The sequence below is a fragment of the Streptomyces cinnabarinus genome, from assembly GCF_027270315.1.
Lineage (GTDB): Bacteria > Actinomycetota > Actinomycetes > Streptomycetales > Streptomycetaceae > Streptomyces > Streptomyces cinnabarinus.
The window spans coordinates 8,480,373-8,498,597 of the sequence record NZ_CP114413.1; the positions used below are offsets into that span (position 1 = coordinate 8,480,373).

Here is an 18,225-nt window from a genome sequence, read left to right on the forward strand (position 1 = left end):
GTGGACATCGACACGGTCGCCGATGAGCTGTACGCGCTGCGGCCGGAGAACTTCACGGCGGCGCGCAATGCCCGCATGGCCGCGGCCCGCACCTCCGGCGACCGGGCCCTCGCGGAGCGGATCGGCGCCCTGCGCCGCCCCAGCCTCGCCGCCTGGGTCAGCAATCTCCTGGTCCGGGAACGCCCGGAGGAGGTGGAGGCCCTGCTCCGGCTCGGAGAGGGTCTGCGACAGGCGCACCAGGATCTGGACGGGGCCCGGCTCCGGGAACTGACCGGGCAGCAGCGGACCTTGATCAGAGCTGTCTCCCGGGAGGCCGGGCAGCTGGCGACGCGGGCGGGTCACCCGGTCGGTGAGGACGTGGGGCGTGCGGTGGAGGGCACCCTGCACGCTGTACTGGCCGACCCCGAGGCGGCCGCGCAGTGGGCCACCGGCCACCTGGTCAGACCGCTGGAGGCGACCGTCGGATTCCCCGAGGTGAGCCCGACCGCGGCGCGCCGGACTCCGACCCGCCCAGCGATGGGCGGCGACGACGTGACGGGCCCGACCGCGGCACCCCGCCCCCCGTCCCGCCCGAAGAAGGGCCGCGACGACGAGGGGCTGACCCGGGCCCGGGAGGATGCCGAGGCGGCGGAGCGCGCACTGCGGGCGCTGGAGAAGGAGGCCGCCGCGGCCGAGCGGGAGTCGGTGGCGTCCCAGCGGCGGGCTGCCGAACTCAAGGATCGAGTGGGCGAGTTGACCGAGGAACTGAGCCGCGCCAAGGCGGACCACCGGCAGGCGTCCGAGGAGGAGCGCCGGGCGCGGGAGGAGCTACGGGCGGCGGAACGCCGGGTGCGTGAGGCGCGACGCCGTGCGGAGACGGCCGCCGCCCGGCTGGAGGGGCACTCGGGCCCCGTCAGACCCGCGCCGGGGCGGTGAGCTCGGGGAAGCTGACGCCGGTCAGCTCCGCCGAGACGCTCCACAGCCGTCGTGCCGCGGCGGGATCGCTCGCCGCGTCCGAGCGGCCGACCAGGGCCGGGGCGCCACGCATCTCGAACATGCCGTTGGGGCCGACATAACTGGCGCCGGGGAGGTCCTGCACCGCGGCGTACAGGGTGGGCAGGGCGCCCGCCTCGCTGTCCTGGGCGAGCAGCCGGTTGCCGAGGCGCAGGAACAGTCTGCGGAGGAAACTGGCGTCGTGGCCCTGGAGGTTGGTGGCCGCCCAGCCGGGGTGCGCGGCCAGCGCGCGTACCGGGGAGCCCGCCGCGCCCAGCCGGCGCTGGAGTTCCAGCGTGAAGAGCAGATTGGCCAGCTTGGACTGGCTGTAGGCGGTCATCGGCGCGTACTCGCCGGTGAGGTCGAGGTTGTCGAAGCGGATGACAGGGCTGCCGGGCATCCGGTGCGCGCCCGACGACACGGTCACCACGCGGTCCGTGATGTGCGGCAGCAGCAGGTTCGTCAGGGCGAAATGGCCCAGGTGATTGGTGCCGAACTGCATCTCGAAGCCGTCCTTGGTACGCGCCTCGGGGATGTTCATGACACCCGCGTTGTTGATCAGCAGATCCAGGTCGCCGTGCCAGGCGGCGGCGAACTCGCGGACCGAGGACAGGTCGGCCAGGTCCAGGCGGCGTACCTCCACGCTGCCGTTCACCGCGGCCGCCGCGGACTCGCCGCGCCGGGGGTCCCGTACCGCGAGCACGACATGGGCGCCGGCGCCCGCCAGCGCCGTCACGGTGGCGAGGCCGAGTCCGCTGTTGGCGCCGGTGACGACGGCGGTACGGCCGGTGAGGTCGGGGAGGGCCGTGACGGCCCAGGGCTGGGTGTGCTGGTTCGTATCCATGCCTCCAATGTAGGCGGTGATAACAATGTATGCAACGTTCACAATGTGTGCGTTGCTCACACCCCGCTAGGGTTGAGGCATGAGAAACCGCTCCTACCACCACGGAGACCTGCCCGCCCAACTGCTCGCCCGGGCCGAACAGACCCTGCGCGAGAAGGGATCGGGCGCGCTGTCACTGCGGGAGCTGGCCCGGGACATCGGGGTGAGCCCCGCCGCGCCCAGCCGCCACTTCAAGTCCAAGCAGGCCCTGCTGGACGCGCTGGCGCAGACCGGGTTCGAGCGGATGGCCGACGCCATCGAGGCTTCTCAGGAGGGCGTCGGCGAGACCTTCGCCGAGCGGCTGGACGCCGCGGCCCGCGCGTACGTGGGGTTCGCCGTCGCCGACGCCGCCCTGCTGGACCTGATGTTCTCGGTGAAGCACAGCCCGGAGGCGTCCGAGGCGCTGAGCGGCGCCGCGCACCGCTGGTCCGAACAGCTCCTGTCACTGATCAGCGAGGGCCAGCGCAGGGGAGAGGTCCAGGAGGGCCCGTTGGAGCGCGTGGCGCTGCCGGTGTTCGCGGCCCTGCACGGCTATGTGGGGCTGCGGGTGAGCGGCATGCTGCCGCCCGAGGTGTCCGAGAACGGACTGGACGACGTCATCGCGTCCATCCTGCGCGGGTGCCGTCCGCAGTAGCCCCCGCGCAGGACCCGCCTCACGGCTGCGGGACCACCTTGATGTTGAAGGTGTGGGACCCCAGTCCGTTCGCTATCCCGATGAACAGCAGGGCGAAGTGCTCCTGTCCGCGGGCACTGGTGATGCCGCCGATGTCCAGCTGGGACGACTCGGGCCAGCCGAGGTCGGTCAGCAGCCGGCCGGTCGTCCGCTTGGCCTCGGCGTCGTCGCCGGAGAGGAACACTGTGCTCTGTCCGTCGAGACTCGCCGGGGCGACCATCGCCGTGGAGTCCATCGTGCACAGCGTCTTGACGACGCGGGTCTGCGGGAAGGCCGCCTGAATCTGCTCGGCCAGGCTGCTGTTGGGGTGGGAGAGCTCGCTGTAGTCGTCGGACATGCCGACCCCCACGTCGATCAGCAGGGTGCCGGACAGCGCGGGCGCCCCGATGGAGTGCAGCAGCTCCACCGAGACGTTCCCCGGAGTGGCGTTGACCAGGACCTCCGCGTGCGCGGCGGTCTCGCTCAGCCCCGCCACGGGAAGGCCGAGTTCCTTACGCTCGTCCGGCCTACGGGAGCCGAGGAGTACGTCGTGTCCCGCGGCGCTCCAACCGCGGGCCAGTGCTCGGGCGACATTGCCGGTGCCAAGTAGTCCTATACGCATGCCATGACGCTATCCGCGGCCGCGGCCCGGCCCATCGGGCCCCGGGCCCAGCCGGGCAGGCACAAAAGTCGTAGTCCCGCGGTCCCGGGCGAGGTGATCTCCGGTTGTGGGGCCGGTGGCCCCGGCCAAGACTTGGGCGGGTACGGCAGAACCACTTCGGTCGGCCGGTGCGCGTCCGTCGTGCCGTCCACCGGGCAGGCAGGTCACAGTGACGCTCTCGTCCTTCGGTTCCGGCGACCCCTTCTCCGACCTGTTCAACCGCTTCTTCGGCATGAGCCCGGCGACCTCCCCGCCGGCCGTGCAGCGCGTCCCCATCGGACGCCTGCTCAGCGACTCCGCGCACGCGCTGCTGGCCGCGGCCGGGGCCAGGGCCGCCGAGGACCGAGCCGACCTGGACACCGGGCACCTGCTGTGGGCGGCCACCCAGGTGCCCGCCGAATGGCTCGCCGAACGCGGCCATCAGCCCGAGTTCGGCGCCCGCCCGCTGCGCCGCACCCTGCAGACCCAGCTCGACAACCGGCTGTCGAACATGCTGCTCGACGGCACCCTCAACCCCGGCGACACCGTCTCGGTGGACGTCGCGGACGGCGAACTGGCCGTCCACCTGGCCCCGAAGGCCGAGAACTGAGCACCCACGAAAGGCAGGACCCGGCATGGCCATCGCCGTGAACATCGCATGGCAGGAGATCACCCCCGACCTGTACGAGACGGCCCGTGCCCGGGTGCGCTGGGAGGAGGACGTGGCCGACGGACTCGTCCTGCACGCGAGCTGGTTCGAGGACGGCGGCCTGCGCGTCTTCGACATCTGGGAGTCCGAGGGCCAGTTGTCGCGGTTCATCGCCGAGCGGATCGCCCCGGTGCTCAAGGGCGAGCTGAACGTGGGCAGTGACCCCCAGGTGACGATGTCCCCCCTGCACCGGTACTTCGTCGTGGCGAAGTCCGGCGGAGCAGCCTGACGAGCACGGCGTACGCCCCGGCGAGTACGTGAGGTTGCTCCCGCCGTCAGACGACCGGAGCCGGACGCCTCGGCACGCTGAGCCGTGTGAAACTCAGCCGCCCCGCTCGCCGGGCCACCCTCGCCGTCCATGTCATCGCCTCCGCCGCCTGGCTCGGCCTGAGCCTCGGCCTGCTCGCGCTCGGCTCCACCGCCGCGGGCACCGGCTCACCGGTGACGGTGGAGGCGTCGGTGCGCGCCATGAAGCTGTTCGCGGACTGGCTCCTGCTCCCCATCGCCTTCCTGACCCTCCTCAGCGGCCTGCTGCTCTCCCTGGGCACGCCCTGGGGGCTGGCCAGGCACCGCTGGGTCTGGACCAAGTTCTGGCTGACCCTGGCCACCACCACCGCGACCGTCTTCGCGCTGCGCCCCGGAGTGAACTCCGCGGTCACCGCCGTCGCCGCGGGCGGCCCCCTGCCCGACTCCGGCGACGTCCTCTTCGGCCCGATCGTGTCCCTGACCGCATACGTCTTCATGACCGTGATCTCGGTCCTCAAGCCCTGGGGCCTCACCCGCCGCGGACGGCGGCTGCGCGCCCCGGCCGCCCGTGAACGGGTGCGCCAGGCCGCCTGACTGGCGACCACCGCGCCACCGGGAGACGATTTGCGCGGAGGAGCCATGAGCGAGCCGCCCCCGGAGGACCATCCGGCGCCACCCGGCCGATGGCGCCGGCACCTGCATGTCACCCTCCCCGGCTGCTGGGGCGCGCTCCTGCTCGCCTGTCTGTCCTTCACCCCGTCGCTCCTCCCGCGCGGGGGCCTGCTGCAGGGACTGATCTGCGGCATCAACGCGGGCATCGGCTACGGCCTCGGCGTCCTCGCCGCCGCCGTCTGGCGCGCCTTCGCCGACCGCGACCCCCGCCCCGCACACCGCTGGTCCTGGCCGGTGTTCCTGATCGGCGGGACCGCCCTGTTCGCCGTCGCCTTCGGGTTCGGCCAGTACTGGCAGCACGAGATCCGCGACATCATGGGCGTACGGGAATTCAGCGTTCCCCAGGCGGTCTTCGCACCCCTGATCGCCCTGCTGGTCTTCGCCCTGATCCTGCTCCTCGGCCGCGCCGTGCGGGCCCTCTACCGCTGGGTGTCCCGGCAGTTGATGCGCTGGATCGGGGAGCGGGCCGCTAAGGCGGTGGGCTGGATCCTGGTGGCGGGCATGTCCTGGCTGTTCATCAGCGGACTCCTCCTCGACGGCATCGTCGGCGCCGCCAACAGCGCTTTCTCGATCCGCGACACCGAGACCCCGAAGGGCATCGAGCAGCCCACCACGAGCACCCGCTCGGGCGGCCCGGGATCCCTCGTACCGTGGGACTCACTGGGCAGGGAAGGACGGGTCTTCATCGGCTCGGGCCCCTCGTCCGAGGACCTCACCCGGTTCAGCGAGCGGCCCGCACCGGAACCTGTCCGGGCCTACGCCGGACTGGACACCGCCGAGGACACCGAGGACCGCGCCGCACGGGCCGTCGCCGACCTGCGCCGCGCCGGCGGTTTCGAGCGCGCGAACCTCCTGGTGGCGACCACGACCGGAAGCGGCTGGCTCGACCCGGCCTGTGTGGACGCCTTCGAGTACCTCAACAACGGCGACACCGCGACCGTGGCGCTCCAGTACTCCTACCTGCCGTCCTGGCTCTCCTACCTGGTCGACCAGTCCAAGGCCCGGGCGGCGGGCCGTGAACTGTTCGATGCCGTCTACGACACCTGGTCGAACCTGTCCCCGGACGAGCGCCCCCGGCTCTACGTGGCCGGCGAGAGCCTCGGCTCCTTCGGCGGCGAGACGGCCTTCAGCGGCGAGTACGACTTGCGCAACCGCACCTCCGGCACCCTCTTCGCGGGACCGCCCAACTTCAACACCCTGTACCGGGAGTTCACCGACCACCGCGAGTCCGGCACCCCGGAGGTACAGCCCGTCTACAAGGACGGCCGGACCGTGCGCTTCGCCACCGACGCGAGCGAGACCATCCCGCCGACGGGGGACCCCTGGGACGACAGCCGGGTGCTGTACCTGCTGCACCCGTCCGACCCGATCGTGTGGTGGGGCCCGCACCTGATCCTCGACGAACCGGACTGGATCGGGGAGTCGCCCGGCCGCGACGTCCTGGAGGACATGTTCTGGGTGCCCTTCGTGACCTTCTGGCAGATCACCGCCGACCTCCCCTTCGCCACCGAGGTCCCGGCCGGGCACGGCCACAAGTACCGCACCGAGTACGTGGACGCCTGGAACGCCGTCCTGCGCCCGGCCGACGTCACGGAAGAGGACCTCGCGCGACTGCGGGACATCATCGCCAACGGCTGACGACCGTTCAGCCGTCGAAGCCGCGCCGGGAGGACTCGATGTGGCCGAGATGACGGCGGGTCCAGCGGCACAGGCCGTCGATCGTCTCCCGCAGATCCTGGCCCGGCGCGGTCAGCGTGTACTCCACCCGCGGCGGCACGGTGGCGTACACCGTCCGCTCCACCAGGCCGTTGCGCTCCAGCATGCGCAGATTCTGGGTGAGCATCTTGTGGCTGATGCCCTCGACCTCCCGGCGCAGCTCGCTGAAGCGCAGCGTGCGGTCACCGAGGAACTCGATGATCAGCAGCGCCCACTTGTTGGCGACGTCCGAGAAGATCTCCCGCGCCAGCGAGTCCGCGCGCGCCAGGTCAGCGTCCTCGGCCGAACCGCCCCTGACCTGCTTGGTCACCATCAGGTTCCCCCGTCACCGAAAAGTGCGTTCTTCCATGTCAACGCACACTCTCCTACGGTTCCTGAGTAACCACAAGAGACCAGGCGAAGGGCGTACTCCATGGCCATCACCCTCCTGAACCCCGACGGACTGCCCAAGATCGACGCCTACCGGCAGGTGTCGGTCGCGACCGGATCCCGGCTGGTCTTCGTCGCCGGTCAGGTGTCCTGGGACGACCAGGGCGTCACAGTCGGCGAGGGCGACCTCGCCGCACAGGTCGAGCGCTGCTACCTGAACGTCGCCACCGCCCTGTCCGGGGCCGGCGCCTCCCTGGCGGATCTGGCGAAGCTCACCGTCTACGTCGTCGGCTGGACGCCCGACAAGATGCCCCTGCTCATGGCGGGCATCGCTCGCGCGGCCGAGACCCTCGGGACGGCCCCGCTGCCGCCCGCCAGCCTCATCGGCGTCGCCGCACTCGACGTACCGGAACATCTGGTGGAGGTGGAGGCCACCGCGGTCATCGACTGACGCCACCGGGTGTGGTGATGCGCCGGACCGCCTCGGCGGTCAGCGCCCGCTCGTGCGGCTCGCGCGAGAGCGCCCGGTGCAGGGCCAGCCCTTCGATCAGGGCGTCCAACTGGCGTGCGGTGTCCGGGTCGAAAAGCTTCTCCAGATGGACCCGGCTGCGCCGCATCCAGGCGTCGGTCAGCTCCCGGTACGCCGGTCGCCGAGCCGCCAGGGTGTACAACTCCTGGGTGAGGACGAGGTCGCGGCGGCTGCCTTCGGAGAGCGCGTGCACGAGGTCCGTCACGGCCTCGCGGGCCTGCTCGGGCCCCTCCGGAGCGGCGAGGTAGGCGTCGAAGACCCCCACGATGTGATCGGCGAACCGCCCGAACGCCTCCCGCAGCACCTCCTCCATCCCGCCGAAGTGATACGTCATCGACCCCAGCGGCACCCCGGCCCGCGCCGCGATCTTCCGGTGGGAGACGCCCGCGACCCCCTCCTCGGCGATGAGGTCGAGGGTGGCGGTGAGGATGCGCTCACGGCGCTGGGGATCGGTGTGCCCGGTGGCCATGGCGGCGGCCCGCGCTCAGAGAGTCCGGACGACGCGTGCGGGACTGCCGACGGTGACGACACCCGCGGGCACGTCCTTAGTCACCACCGAACCGGCGCCGATCACGGAGTCGTCCCCGATGCTCACCCCGGGCAGCACGATGACCCCGCCGCCGAGCCACACGTTGTTCCCGATGGTGATCGGCCGCGCGGCCTCCAGCTTGTCGCGCCGGGGCTGAGGCTCCAACGGATGTGTGGGGGTGAGCAGTTGGACGCTCGGACCGATCTGGCAGTCCTCGCCGATGGCGATCGCGGCGACGTCCAGCGCGGTGAGGTTGAAGTTGACGAAGGTGCGCGCGCCGATGGCGATGTTGCTGCCGTAGTCGACGAACAACGGCGGCCGCACATACGCGTGCTCACCCAGCGAACCGAGCAACTCGGCCAGGATCCCCTGCGCGTTGTCCGGATCCTCGGCATGGGCGGCCTGGTAGCGGGCAGCCAGCCGCACGGCCCGCTGCTGCCGGCGCGCGATCTCGGGGTCGTCGGCGATGTAGAGGTCGCCCGCCAGCATGCGTTCGAGGTGGGTGCGGGGATCGTCCGCGAAGTAGTCCGTCGGCATGTGTACGATCGTACACTCTGGTGGATGTCGTGCGGGTCACCTGAAGTGCCGCGTGCTGAAGTGATCCGGTACGGCGATCCTCCCCGGCTTGACCTTGCCGCAGCGGCAACGTTTCTACTGGGCGCATGCGAAACGAAGAGACTTCCGGCGCGGTGAAGGTGTTGCGGAAGGCCGTGCGCTGGTCGTCGATGGCGCTGCTGCCCGGTGAGCTGCTGCTGATCCTGTGCGTGGCCGGGGGAGTGACCGTCCCGCCGGCCGCACAGCCGGCCACGCGACTTGCGGTGCTCACCCTCACGATCGCGGTGGCGACCCTGCTCACCCTCGACCACCGGCGCCACCGCGCCGCCGGTCTCGACCCCCGCCCGGCGCTCCTCGCCGCGCTCGCCGACACGATCCCGGCGCCCGTGCGCAGGCTGACCGCCCACGAGCTGTTCCTCTCCACCAGCTTCCTGCGCTGGGTGACCCGACGAGGACCGCACGGCGTACGCGAGGGCGATGTCTCCGTCCTCTACGCCCCGGGCCAGACGGCGGTGATGTTCGGCTTCTTCTTCGTCTGCGTCGTCGAGACCGTGGCCCTCGCCTTCCTGATCCCGTGGCCGGTGGTGCACGCGATCACCCTCGTCCTCGACATCTGGGGCTGCTACTTCGTCATCGCCCTGCACGCCTCCTGCGTGGTCCGCCCGCATGTCATCGCCCCCGACGGTGCCCTGCGCCTGCGCTACGGCGCGCTCCTGGACATCCGGATCCCGGCCGACCGCATCGCCTCCGTCCGTCAGGACCGCAAGTTCCCGGAGGGCAAGCTGGCCGCCGTGGACGAGGACGGCGTGGCCGACATCGCCGTGGCCGGTCAGACGACGGTCACCGTCGAACTCACCGAGCCCGTCGCCTACCTCCGCGCCCTGGGCAGGCCCGCCGAGGCCCGAGCCTTCCGCTTCTACGCCGAGGACCCCGGCGCCGCGGTGGCCGCGCTGCGGGCGGCCAGGGTGAGTGATCGCGCCTGAGCCGGATCGCCCGACCGACGCGGACATGGCCGCGTCCGACGCCGTAGCCTGATCGCCATGACGGCGGAGGGCGAGGCACTGACCGGCGGTTCGGTGAACGCGGGAGCGGTCTTCCGCCGGGGTGAACTGGTCGACCGCCCCGCACCACCGAACGCCCGCGCCCTCCACGCCCACCTGCGAGCACTGAGGGAACACGGCTTCGACGCGGCCCCGACCCCGGTCGAACTCACCGCCGACGGCCGGGAACGACTGACCTACCTCCCCGGCACCGTGGCCCTGCCGCCCTTCCCGCGCTGGGCGTTGACCAGCACCGCCCTCGCCTCCGTGGGCGCCCTGCTGCGCCGGATGCACGACGCGGCCGCCGCAGTCGGTGTGGACCCGGACGCCGCATGGCCCGCCGACCTCGCCGACCCGGCGGGCGGGGGACCGATCGTCTGCCACAACGACGTCTGCCCGGAGAACGTCGTCTTCCGCGAGGCCGGCGCCACGGCCCTGATCGACTTCGACTTCGCCGCCCCGGGCCGCCCCGTCTGGGACCTCGCGATGACCGCCCGCTACTGGGTCCCCATGCTCGACCCGGCATCCGCGGCGGCCGCCTACCCAGCGCCGTTCGACGCGCCCGCGCGCCTGCGGCTGCTGGCCGACGGCTACGGCCTGCCGCCCGGCGGACGCGCCGAGTTGCCCGGTGTCATCGAGCGGGCCACCGAGACCTGCCGCGCCTTCGTGGCCCGCCGCGTCGCCGACGGTGACCCCGCCTACCGCCGCATGCTCGACGAGCGCGGTGGCTGGCAGCGCTGGGACCGCATCCAGTCCTGGCTGGTGGCCCGCCGCGAGGAGTTCACGGCCGCTCTGCTGAACTGACTCCGGCACAGCGGCCTATGGCGGTCATCGGCAGAGCGCGTCGATGTCCTCGGCATAGGTCGGGAACTGGGCCCGCGCGTCGGCGATGATGGCCTGCGCACTGCGGCGCGGAGTGCTCGCGTGCCGTTCCGCGAGCGAGGTGAGCGTCGGATCCGGGCGGCCCGTGTGGTCGTCGTACTCCACGGCCTCCATCGGGCCGATGCCGTCCGCGAGGACCCACAGGAAGTCGGACAGCGTCCCGGCGACGACTCCGCAGGCGCCCTCGGACCCCATGAAGACCACCGGTTGCTCGGCGAGCGGACGCCCGGCGCGCACACACCACAGCGCGGCGAGCCCGCCGGTGCCGTCCTGTCCGAACACGCGGTAGGCGGCGCCGTCCAGGGCACGGTTGCCGGTCCAGTGCCGGAGCCAGTCCGTGGTCTCCCCGGCGGAGTCGAAGACGTCGTACGGCTCGAAGTCGATGCCGTTGCCGTCGTCGTAGTCGAACTCGACGGCGGCGATCTCGGCCAGGGCCGGCGGCAGTGCGCGGTCGTCGACAGGTGTCTCGGTCACGCGCGCAGACTAGCCGCCGGCTCTGACAACGGTCGCTCAGATGCCGCAGGAGGGCGCCGACCAGTAGGGGGAGGGGTCGAGCGCGACATGGGTGTGGTCGTTGTGGCCGGGGTAGCCCGGGCCGAGGATCTCCGAGAAGCCGTGCGTCCGGGCCTGCTGGGCCAGTCGGCACAGGGACGGCGAGCCGGTGAGGTCGGCCGCGTCGCCGTACAGGTGGCGGCTGGTGGCGGAACCGCCGACGGCGCTGTTGCAGGCGTAGGAGCGGAAGCCGCTGGAGACGGAGATCGGGACGTCGCCGAGCGCGTGCCGCATGGCTTCCAGTTTCCACATGGTCTTCAGGGCGTTCGCCTTGGCGGTCGCGGCCGGGACGGCGCCACCGGACCAGTCGGAGTTGCAGCGGTTGAGCTCGCCGTAGGTGAAGTGGACCGGGGTGCAGTCCGCGTCCTGGAGCGCGTAGATCTTGCTGAAGGTCTGCGGCCCCGCGACCCCGTCGGCGGGCAGACCGTACGCGGCCTGGAACTTCTTCACGGCGGCCGCGGTCCGGGCGCCGTACGCGCCGTCATAGGACAGCCGCTCGCCCGAGGTCACCCAGCCCGCGACCCGGATCTGCAACTGCGTCACATCGCCGCCGGAGGAGCCCTGGGACAGCGTCCGGCTCCACGTGTAGCACTCATCGGCATGCGCGGTACCGGCGGCGGCGCCCACACCGACCACCGCACCGGACATGATCATGACAAACGCGGTGAGGGATCGTGCCATCCGTCTGAACATCCGACCTCCAGGCCGTCGACTGCCTCATTGCTGCGGCCGTCGCACCCTGCGGCGACGACCGCAGCCCAGCGTGAGGCCAAGCGCTACGCGCGTCAACAGCCCGCTTGTGGCGGGGTGGTGAACGTCCGCCGCCGCTTGTCCGCACGGCGGTGGGGTCGCCGAACTCGATTCTGCCGAATCGAAGCCGTGGCGGGATCGGTTCGTGCCACCATGATTTGCACGCAGGAGCGCGAAGATGCGGGGGAGTGCCATGGGGGACGGAGAGGTCGTCGAACTGGAACTGCCCGGTGGTGGTGCTCTCTTGGTGCGAGCGTTACCAGTGACGGCCGACGGGGACGATCTGGACGACGAGGACGGTGGACCGTCGAACGTCGGGCTGAGCGAGGCGCTCTCCTTCGCGGCCGTTGGCACCGCGCTACGTGGGGTGGCGACGACAGTGCAGGACGCGCTCCAGTCGGTGAAACCCGATGTGGTGGAGGCCGAGTTCGGGCTCAACTTCGCTGTGAAGGGCTCGCGTCTGGTCTGTCTGCTGGTCGACGGGGAGGCAACGGCCACGCTGCGGGTCCGCCTGGAGTGGCAGAACGGCTCGGTGTCCGGCAGCCCGTGACGCATGTGGACGCCGAACCGGACGAAGTCCTGGATCTGCTGAGCGGCTTTGTAGTCAGGGTCAGCGGTCCAGGTCTGCGCGGAGGCAGTGGATTCTTCGTCGGCCGCGGTCTCGTCGTCACCTGCGCGCACGTCGTCGCCTTGCCGGTGAAGGGCGGAAGCCGGCCGACGGCCGAGCGGGCCCGGGTCACCTGGGCCGGGGGTCATGCCGAGGGTTCCGTCGTCGCGTTGCCTCCGTCGTACAGCGGTCCGGACGATGTGTGGGACCCTCCGGACCTCGCAGTGATCACGCTGGAGGATCCACTGCCGGATCACCACTGGATCCCGATGGCCGACAAGCCGCCCGGCATCGGACAGCGCCTGTGCGCCGCCGGCTACAGCGCGGTCTACGAGCAGACCCCACGACTCGGCCTCGGCACGGTGGAGTACGAGGGACCGGCGATCCACGGCGAGCGCCATCCGGCACTCCAGCTGAAAGGCGGTGAACTGGCGCCGGGGATGTCTGGCGGACCACTGCTCGATCTGGAGCAGGGAGAGGTGTGCGGGATCGTGACCACCGCCCGCAGGAAGAACCTCCCCATGGGCGGGCGGGCCATCGGTGTGTCCACGGTACGGATCCTGTTTCCCTCTGTGTGGGAGGCGAACCGGGCTCCGAACCCTCTGGACACCGAACTCTGGCGGTTGCGTGCGGCTCTTCAGCACGAGTACGCGCCGGGTGCGGTGTTGTCGTTGCGCGAGGAGAAGGCGCTGCTTCGTGCCGCTCGACGTTCTGGGCTCGCACCCGCTGCCTTGTACTGGCGTTCCGTTCACCGTGATTACGGCGAACCGGCCGGCCGAATCGACACGGTGGCCGACGCCCTGCGGGAGGTGGCCGACGCTCCGGCCATGCTGGACGGGCCACATCCCTTGCTCCAGTTCATCCGGCAGGTCACGGACGCGGCGCTGTCCGAGGACTCCGGCCCGCTGGCCGGAATGGCCGATCTGGTGGCCGGCCGGCTGGGAGTGCCCACGCCCTCCCCGGTCGCGCCGCCCGCCACCGGCACCGGCATCAACGGCGTCGCGGCCATCAGCGTTCACCTCGACACGCAGACCCCGGACGGCGACCGCTACTTCCTTCGCGTCTGGAAGTATCCGGATGTGACCGAGCCGCCCTATCCCGTGCTGTGCGACGACCAGCCATTGACGCTCGCCGAGGCACAGGCGCAGTTCCGGGCGGTGATCCCGTCGGCGATTCAGGAACTGGGGGAGATCAGCAGTGATCTGATCATTGAATTCGCCCTGCCTACTGCCAAGTTGAGCTCGGTGGACGTTGACACCTGGTACCTCTCGCAGGCTTGGGCGCCAGTCGGCCGGCAGTACCCGGTGATTTTGCGTGCCCTGGACCGGAGGCCGGAGACGTACCCGTCCTGGACCACACGATGGCGACGTCTGCGCCAAGGCTCCCACGGCGAGGCCAGGATGGACTGGGTCGACTGTCACCAGGACATGCCCCCGGAGCAGTTCTTCGCCTGGCTTCAGCAACAGCAGGACCTGGCAGTGCTGGCCCTGCCGTTCAGCCCCGAGGCCACGGCGCGTCAGCATGTGCTGGAGACGGCGTTGTACGCGGGCATCCCGGTTGCTGTCTGGACGCGTGCCGGATGCTCGGCGCGGTGCCGCCTCCGGGGCGCCCCGGGGCGGGACAGTGCCCACGCCACCGAAGCCGAGTCCGCCGCGGGGGTGTGCGCCGGAGCCGCCTTCCGTCACGCCTTCGCCGCGGAACTCGCCCGCAGCAGCGTGCACGAGCTGCCGGAGCTGATCATGAAGCTGCGCGTCGACGCCGTCACGTCAACCGGCCACTGCGGGGAGCAGGTCGTCCTGCTCTGGGACGATGCCACCCGCAAACTGCCCGGTGACGGCCCCGCGCTGCGGTTCCCCGAGCACATCGCCCAAGGAGGGCAGCCGAGTTGACCGACTGGCGGATCTTCCAAGGAACGAACACACCCCACGACGGGATCAGCCGGCTCCCTCCACCACAGGCATGGCGCGCCTTCGACGGCGGTCCCCCCATCGCCGCCGAAGCGATCGAGTGGTCCCCCGTCGACCTGGTGCGGGCGATGTTCTACCAGGCCGCCCCGGAGATCCTCGACCTGGTCAATGCCGCCCTGTACCTGCGCCGCCCCCTGCTCGTCAGCGGTAAGCCCGGTGTCGGCAAGTCCAGCCTGGCGCTGGCCATCGCTCACGAACTCGGACTGGGCCCGGTGCTCCGGTGGCCCATCACCAGCCGCACCACCCTCAAGGACGGTCTGTACACCTACGACGCGATTCGCCGTCTCCACGATGTCTCGACGGCCAAGCAGCAACAGGACGCCGAGACCGACATCGGCCGCTACATCACCCTCGGCCCGCTGGGCACCGCGCTGTTGCCCCGCGAACGCCCCCGCGTCCTGCTGATCGACGAGATCGACAAGAGCGACATCGACCTCCCCAACGACCTTCTCAACGTTTTCGAGGAGGGCGAGTTCACCATCCCCGAGCTGGAGCGGGCGGCCCGGGGCGAGCAGGCCGACGTCAGTGTCTCCACCGCCGACCGTGGCCCTGAGGGGGTTGTCGTGCACAGCGGGCGGGTCCGCTGCCGGGCCTTCCCGTTCGTCGTGCTCACCAGCAATCAGGAACGAGAGTTCCCACCCGCGTTCCTGCGCCGGTGCGTTCACCTGCAGATCCCGCCCCCGGACCACGACGAACTGATGCGGATCGTCGAAGCGAGGCTCGATCCGGAGATCAGCGCGGAGGCCGCCGCATTGGTGACCACGTTCCTGCGTCGACGCGACGCGAGTGACCTCGCCACTGACCACCTGCTGAACGCCCTGTACCTGACCTTCCACGCCGCCCGCGGCGGAGGCGACCGAGAGCAGCTCGCGCAACAGCTGCTCGGTCACCTTCCCCCCACGGCCCCATGACGCCCGACTTCGACCGCGTTCTCACCGCCCTTGAGGGGATCGGGGTCGATCCGACCGCACGAGAGGCGGCGGAAGCGCTGTGGCTCGCCACACACATCGCTCAGTCCGCGACCGGACACGTCGATCACCCCCAGCGCCCGCCCGCGCAGGGCAGTGACAAACCCGGCCCGGTGGCCCACGCGCCAGGGCGGATCGACGCGGTCACACCCGCCACCCTGCACGCCTCCACCACCGGCGTTGCCACCACTGGGGCCGGTCCGGGCCCCACTCGCGCTGTTGCCGTCCGGGTGGCCGATGCCCCCGCCCTCACGCACGAGCTCGACCTCCTGCGAGCTCTTCGGCCGCTGAAGCGCAGAGTCCCTTCCCGGCAGCGGGTACTCCTCGACGAGACGGCCACCGCCGAGCGCAGCGCGGAGGAACGGCTGTTCCTCCCGGCCACACACCCCGAGCCGGAGCGCTGGCTCAGCCTCGCCCTGGTGATGGAGACGGGTCCCACCATGGTCGTGTGGCACTCCCTCGTACGAGAGCTCACGGCGCTGCTCCAGCGAACGGGCGCATTCCGGGACATCCGCCTCTGGCACCTTCATCCCACCCCCGACGGGTCGGCGGGTCTCCACCCGCAGGCGGTGCCCACGAGCCCGCTCCACAGTCCCCGCGAGATCCTCGATCCGACCGGACGGCAAGCGATCTGGTGTGTCAGTGACTGTGTATCGGCTCTCTGGCGGGACGGCCGCGCCGATCGCCTGCTCGAACTGTGGGGGCGCGGGGGCCCGTTGGCGCTGATCCAACCGCTTCCGCAACGGCTCTGGCGCCGCACCGGGCTCCCTCTGGAGGAAGTACGACTGCACAGCGGTATACCAGGTCTCCCCAACACACGTCTGCGTACCGCCCGGTCCGGCAGCGCTGCCCTGCTGAGCGGACCTGTCACAGGGACACCGGTGCCAGTCCTCGAACTCGACCCGTCGTGGCTCGGGTTGTGGACCCGCTTGATCACGGCCACCGCCCCGGGCGGCGTCCCGGCCGTCGTGACGACGACGGGCCGCCCCCGGGACGGTGGCACACTGCCCGACGGCGCCGTAGCCGCCACCGGCGACCCACTGGGCCTGGTCCGTGCCTTTCGCGCACATGCCTCTCCCCAGGCCTACCGCCTCGCCGGCTACTTGGCCACGGTCCCCCTCACCCTCCCGGTCATGCGGCTCGTCCAGCGCGTCATGCTCCCCGAGTCACGCCCCGCCCACCTGGCCGAGGTGCTCCTGAGCGGCCTCCTCCACCGCGCGCGCCACGACTTCGTCAGCCCCGAGTACCGCTTCGTCGACGGAGTCCCAGAGGTCCTGGAGAGCACGGTCAGGCGCTCCGACTCCCGTCGTGTGCGCGACGAGGTCTCGGCCTATCTGACAGCCCATGCGGGCGACGCCAGGGACACACCGGCCTTCGCCGTGCTTCCCTCAGGGCAGGGGAACGTCACCCTGCCCGCCCCTGGGCCGTCCTTCGCGCGGATAGGCCTGCGTGACACCTCGGTCAGCTCCGGCTCTGGACCTGCCGCGGTCCGAGGCGAAAGTGGACCGCGAGGTGTGCGCGAGTTGCTGGTCAAAAGAATCGCGGATGTCGTGCAATCCTCGCTATCGGTGAGGCACAGCACCTCTCGGAGCCTGCTGGTCTCGATGTTGGAGTCGGAGCTCGGGCTTCCCCTGGCGCTGCCGGAGAATCCGCTGTGGGTCTGGGCGCATGATCTGGTGAGAACCTGCACGGAGCAGCCGGACGGGCTCGGCTATCTGGTGCGGTGCCTGCAATACATCGAGCAGGAGTCGTCGGCCGTCACCGCCCTGTGGCCGCTGTGGGACGAGTGGGAAGCGTTCCAGTTCTTCGACCACGCCGATCTGTACGTCCTTCGACCAGTCCTGGACAGGGTGACAGGCCGCACAAAACTGACGGCGTTCGCGAGGCGAGCGAGCCGATCGCGGGTCCAGGAGCTCCCGTTGTGGTGCGAGACCGGATGGCACGTCTTTCTCCGGCTGGCCGGCGAGGCCACTCACGCCGGTGAACTGCCACCCAGCCTGGCCTTCCTGGTGTTGGTGGCGGACCGTATGACGAACGAAGGGCAATCGACGGACGCTCTGCTTCTACGCCGCTTCAATCGCCAACAGGCGTCTTCCCTGGGAGCGGAGGTGCAACTGGCCGACTGGGACCGTCGGGAATTCTCGCAGTGGACGCCCCGCCGTGCCTACCGGTCGTTGCTTGTCCAGTTCGAGCCGGACCGGGTCGAGACAGACGGCTATTACCTCTCGCACTGGCGGCAGGCCGATCTGGAGGGTTGGCACCCTGTCCACGGTGGGACCGATCGGCACAGCCGGGAGGAGCTGCCGGAGGCAGTGCGCAGCGTTGTCCGAGCGATGGAAGAGCAGTGGTTCGATGTGCGGGAGCCGGTGAACCTGGAATTCGTCCTTCCGTGGGAGTTGCTCAACGAACCGGTCGAGTGGTGGCTGAAGGATGGGGAACACCCCGATCCGACCCCGCTGGCTCTGGACCATTCTGTGGTGGTGCGCAGCCTGGAGCGGATGGGGCGGGGGGCCTGGCACCGGCCCTGGTTCACAAAGTGGCGTCAGCTGACGGAACGCCCCGAACGAAGCCACGCATTTTGGAGCCGTACAGGGGGAGATGACAGCTACCCCTTCCATCTGGAGCGGGAACTCAAGGAGGACAGCAACGCGGTATGTCTGGTGCTCAGTGCACCGCCCGGCGACGATTCCGGAGCCGACCGTCGAGAGGTGCTCGCTGGGCTCCGGGCGGGTGTACCCATCATGATCTGGGACCGCCGTGGTCTCATGGACGCGGCCTTCTCCCATGCAGTTGCGGAACTCGTCGAAGACCTTCGCCCCGACAGGCTCATGCAGCGAGTCACCAAATTGCGCTACGAGGCACTGGCATTGGGGCCGGAGGCATGGGACAGCCACGTCGGCCGCCACCTGGTACTCCTGCTCGATGATCCGGAGCGACGGCCCGGCCCGCCTGGTCCCGTTTGAGCCGATCCCCTTGTCCAGCAAGGA

Annotated in this window: 19 protein-coding genes and 1 pseudogene; 13 read left to right on the plus strand and 7 right to left on the minus strand. The window is 70.7% G+C overall.

Annotation, left to right across the window (positions count from 1 at the left end):
• Positions 1–915: a hypothetical protein gene (locus STRCI_RS38300; protein WP_269663604.1), complete on the plus strand. Its 915-nt coding sequence runs from the start codon at positions 1–3 to the stop codon at positions 913–915.
• Here STRCI_RS38300 and STRCI_RS38305 read toward each other — a convergent pair.
• Positions 893–1,816 (minus strand): oxidoreductase, encoded by a 924-nt coding sequence (locus STRCI_RS38305; protein WP_269663605.1) that lies wholly within the window; start codon positions 1,814–1,816, stop codon positions 893–895. The two genes, STRCI_RS38300 and STRCI_RS38305, sit on opposite strands and share 23 nt — an antisense overlap.
• A gap of 79 nt (positions 1,817–1,895) precedes the next feature.
• Between STRCI_RS38305 and STRCI_RS38310 the strand changes: the two genes are divergently transcribed.
• On the plus strand, positions 1,896–2,489 hold the full coding sequence (locus STRCI_RS38310; protein ID WP_269663606.1) for a TetR/AcrR family transcriptional regulator: 594 nt from the start codon (positions 1,896–1,898) through the stop codon (positions 2,487–2,489).
• 19 nt (positions 2,490–2,508) lie between these two features.
• Here STRCI_RS38310 and STRCI_RS38315 read toward each other — a convergent pair whose 3' ends face one another.
• Complete coding sequence (locus STRCI_RS38315) at positions 2,509–3,129, minus strand: NADPH-dependent F420 reductase (protein ID WP_269663607.1); 621 nt, start codon at positions 3,127–3,129, stop codon at positions 2,509–2,511.
• A 208-nt stretch (positions 3,130–3,337) separates the two neighbouring features.
• Here STRCI_RS38315 and STRCI_RS43600 point away from each other — a divergent pair.
• The 4 genes and pseudogenes from STRCI_RS43600 to STRCI_RS38340 all read left to right on the plus strand — a co-directional run.
• Positions 3,338–3,694 (plus strand): annotated as a pseudogene (locus STRCI_RS43600) (ATP-dependent Clp protease ATP-binding subunit); the annotation flags it as partial.
• 88 nt (positions 3,695–3,782) lie between these two features.
• The gene (locus STRCI_RS38330) at positions 3,783–4,085 is read left to right on the plus strand and encodes a hypothetical protein (RefSeq protein WP_269663608.1); all 303 of its coding nucleotides are present in this window, start codon (positions 3,783–3,785) and stop codon (positions 4,083–4,085) included.
• An 86-nt stretch (positions 4,086–4,171) separates the two neighbouring features.
• Complete coding sequence (locus STRCI_RS38335) at positions 4,172–4,696, plus strand: DUF2269 family protein (RefSeq protein ID WP_269663609.1); 525 nt, start codon at positions 4,172–4,174, stop codon at positions 4,694–4,696.
• A gap of 45 nt (positions 4,697–4,741) precedes the next feature.
• Positions 4,742–6,412, plus strand: a complete 1,671-nt coding sequence (locus tag STRCI_RS38340) for an alpha/beta hydrolase (protein WP_269663610.1) — start codon at positions 4,742–4,744, stop codon at positions 6,410–6,412.
• Positions 6,413–6,419: 7 nt separating this feature from the next.
• Here STRCI_RS38340 and STRCI_RS38345 read toward each other — a convergent pair whose 3' ends face one another.
• On the minus strand, positions 6,420–6,803 hold the full coding sequence (locus tag STRCI_RS38345) for a winged helix-turn-helix transcriptional regulator (RefSeq protein WP_269663611.1): 384 nt from the start codon (positions 6,801–6,803) through the stop codon (positions 6,420–6,422).
• A 99-nt stretch (positions 6,804–6,902) separates the two neighbouring features.
• On the opposite strand from STRCI_RS38345, the gene STRCI_RS38350 reads away from it, so the two are divergent.
• On the plus strand, positions 6,903–7,310 hold the full coding sequence (locus tag STRCI_RS38350; RefSeq protein WP_269663612.1) for a RidA family protein: 408 nt from the start codon (positions 6,903–6,905) through the stop codon (positions 7,308–7,310).
• On the opposite strand, the gene STRCI_RS38355 is transcribed toward STRCI_RS38350, so the two are convergent.
• On the minus strand, positions 7,300–7,857 hold the full coding sequence (locus STRCI_RS38355) for a TetR/AcrR family transcriptional regulator (RefSeq protein ID WP_269663613.1): 558 nt from the start codon (positions 7,855–7,857) through the stop codon (positions 7,300–7,302). The two genes, STRCI_RS38350 and STRCI_RS38355, sit on opposite strands and share 11 nt — an antisense overlap.
• A gap of 15 nt (positions 7,858–7,872) precedes the next feature.
• Positions 7,873–8,454 (minus strand): sugar O-acetyltransferase, encoded by a 582-nt coding sequence (locus STRCI_RS38360; RefSeq protein ID WP_269663614.1) that lies wholly within the window; start codon positions 8,452–8,454, stop codon positions 7,873–7,875.
• 125 nt (positions 8,455–8,579) lie between these two features.
• Here STRCI_RS38360 and STRCI_RS38365 point away from each other — a divergent pair, with 125 nt between their 5' ends.
• Both STRCI_RS38365 and STRCI_RS38370 read left to right on the plus strand, forming a co-directional pair.
• Positions 8,580–9,455 carry a hypothetical protein gene (locus STRCI_RS38365; RefSeq protein ID WP_269663615.1) on the plus strand — a complete coding sequence of 292 codons (876 nt, stop codon included), beginning with the start codon at positions 8,580–8,582 and terminating at the stop codon, positions 9,453–9,455.
• Positions 9,456–9,512: 57 nt separating this feature from the next.
• Positions 9,513–10,316, plus strand: a complete 804-nt coding sequence (locus tag STRCI_RS38370) for a phosphotransferase (RefSeq protein WP_269663616.1) — start codon at positions 9,513–9,515, stop codon at positions 10,314–10,316.
• A gap of 24 nt (positions 10,317–10,340) precedes the next feature.
• Here STRCI_RS38370 and STRCI_RS38375 read toward each other — a convergent pair whose 3' ends face one another.
• Together STRCI_RS38375 and STRCI_RS38380 are read right to left on the minus strand one after the other, a co-directional pair.
• Positions 10,341–10,868, minus strand: a complete 528-nt coding sequence (locus STRCI_RS38375; RefSeq protein WP_269663617.1) for an SMI1/KNR4 family protein — start codon at positions 10,866–10,868, stop codon at positions 10,341–10,343.
• 36 nt (positions 10,869–10,904) lie between these two features.
• A complete protein-coding gene (locus tag STRCI_RS38380; RefSeq protein WP_269663618.1) occupies positions 10,905–11,639 on the minus strand; it encodes a D-Ala-D-Ala carboxypeptidase family metallohydrolase in 735 nt (244 codons plus the stop codon).
• Between the two features lie 250 nt (positions 11,640–11,889).
• Here STRCI_RS38380 and STRCI_RS38385 point away from each other — a divergent pair, with 250 nt between their 5' ends.
• Genes STRCI_RS38385 through STRCI_RS38400 form a run of 4 tightly spaced genes read left to right on the plus strand, consistent with a single transcriptional unit; the run spans position 11,890 to position 18,201 of the window.
• Complete coding sequence (locus STRCI_RS38385; RefSeq protein ID WP_269663619.1) at positions 11,890–12,246, plus strand: CU044_2847 family protein; 357 nt, start codon at positions 11,890–11,892, stop codon at positions 12,244–12,246.
• Positions 12,243–14,192 carry a VMAP-related conflict system protein gene (locus tag STRCI_RS38390; RefSeq protein ID WP_269663620.1) on the plus strand — a complete coding sequence of 650 codons (1,950 nt, stop codon included), beginning with the start codon at positions 12,243–12,245 and terminating at the stop codon, positions 14,190–14,192. The genes STRCI_RS38385 and STRCI_RS38390 overlap by 4 nt, the downstream gene beginning before the upstream one ends.
• On the plus strand, positions 14,189–15,181 hold the full coding sequence (locus STRCI_RS38395; protein ID WP_269663621.1) for an AAA family ATPase: 993 nt from the start codon (positions 14,189–14,191) through the stop codon (positions 15,179–15,181). The genes STRCI_RS38390 and STRCI_RS38395 overlap by 4 nt, the downstream gene beginning before the upstream one ends.
• Positions 15,178–18,201 (plus strand): SAV_2336 N-terminal domain-related protein, encoded by a 3,024-nt coding sequence (locus STRCI_RS38400; RefSeq protein WP_269663622.1) that lies wholly within the window; start codon positions 15,178–15,180, stop codon positions 18,199–18,201. The genes STRCI_RS38395 and STRCI_RS38400 overlap by 4 nt, the downstream gene beginning before the upstream one ends.
• The last annotated feature ends 24 nt before the right edge of the window (positions 18,202–18,225 follow it).

What these genes read in the sequence shown, in the direction of transcription:
- STRCI_RS38305 (WP_269663605.1), bottom strand. Translation starts at nt 1,816, where the DNA reads ATGGATACGAACCAGCACACCCAGCCCTGGGCCGTCACGGCCCTCCCC.
- STRCI_RS38310 (WP_269663606.1), top strand. Translation starts at nt 1,896, where the DNA reads ATGAGAAACCGCTCCTACCACCACGGAGACCTGCCCGCCCAACTGCTC.
- STRCI_RS38315 (WP_269663607.1), bottom strand. Translation starts at nt 3,129, where the DNA reads ATGCGTATAGGACTACTTGGCACCGGCAATGTCGCCCGAGCACTGGCC.
- STRCI_RS38330 (WP_269663608.1), top strand. Translation starts at nt 3,783, where the DNA reads ATGGCCATCGCCGTGAACATCGCATGGCAGGAGATCACCCCCGACCTG.
- STRCI_RS38340 (WP_269663610.1), top strand. Translation starts at nt 4,742, where the DNA reads ATGAGCGAGCCGCCCCCGGAGGACCATCCGGCGCCACCCGGCCGATGG.
- STRCI_RS38345 (WP_269663611.1), bottom strand. Translation starts at nt 6,803, where the DNA reads ATGGTGACCAAGCAGGTCAGGGGCGGTTCGGCCGAGGACGCTGACCTG.
- STRCI_RS38350 (WP_269663612.1), top strand. Translation starts at nt 6,903, where the DNA reads ATGGCCATCACCCTCCTGAACCCCGACGGACTGCCCAAGATCGACGCC.
- STRCI_RS38355 (WP_269663613.1), bottom strand. Translation starts at nt 7,857, where the DNA reads ATGGCCACCGGGCACACCGATCCCCAGCGCCGTGAGCGCATCCTCACC.
- STRCI_RS38360 (WP_269663614.1), bottom strand. Translation starts at nt 8,454, where the DNA reads ATGCCGACGGACTACTTCGCGGACGATCCCCGCACCCACCTCGAACGC.
- STRCI_RS38365 (WP_269663615.1), top strand. Translation starts at nt 8,580, where the DNA reads ATGCGAAACGAAGAGACTTCCGGCGCGGTGAAGGTGTTGCGGAAGGCC.
- STRCI_RS38370 (WP_269663616.1), top strand. Translation starts at nt 9,513, where the DNA reads ATGACGGCGGAGGGCGAGGCACTGACCGGCGGTTCGGTGAACGCGGGA.
- STRCI_RS38380 (WP_269663618.1), bottom strand. Translation starts at nt 11,639, where the DNA reads ATGTTCAGACGGATGGCACGATCCCTCACCGCGTTTGTCATGATCATG.
- STRCI_RS38385 (WP_269663619.1), top strand. Translation starts at nt 11,890, where the DNA reads ATGGGGGACGGAGAGGTCGTCGAACTGGAACTGCCCGGTGGTGGTGCT.
- STRCI_RS38400 (WP_269663622.1), top strand. Translation starts at nt 15,178, where the DNA reads ATGACGCCCGACTTCGACCGCGTTCTCACCGCCCTTGAGGGGATCGGG.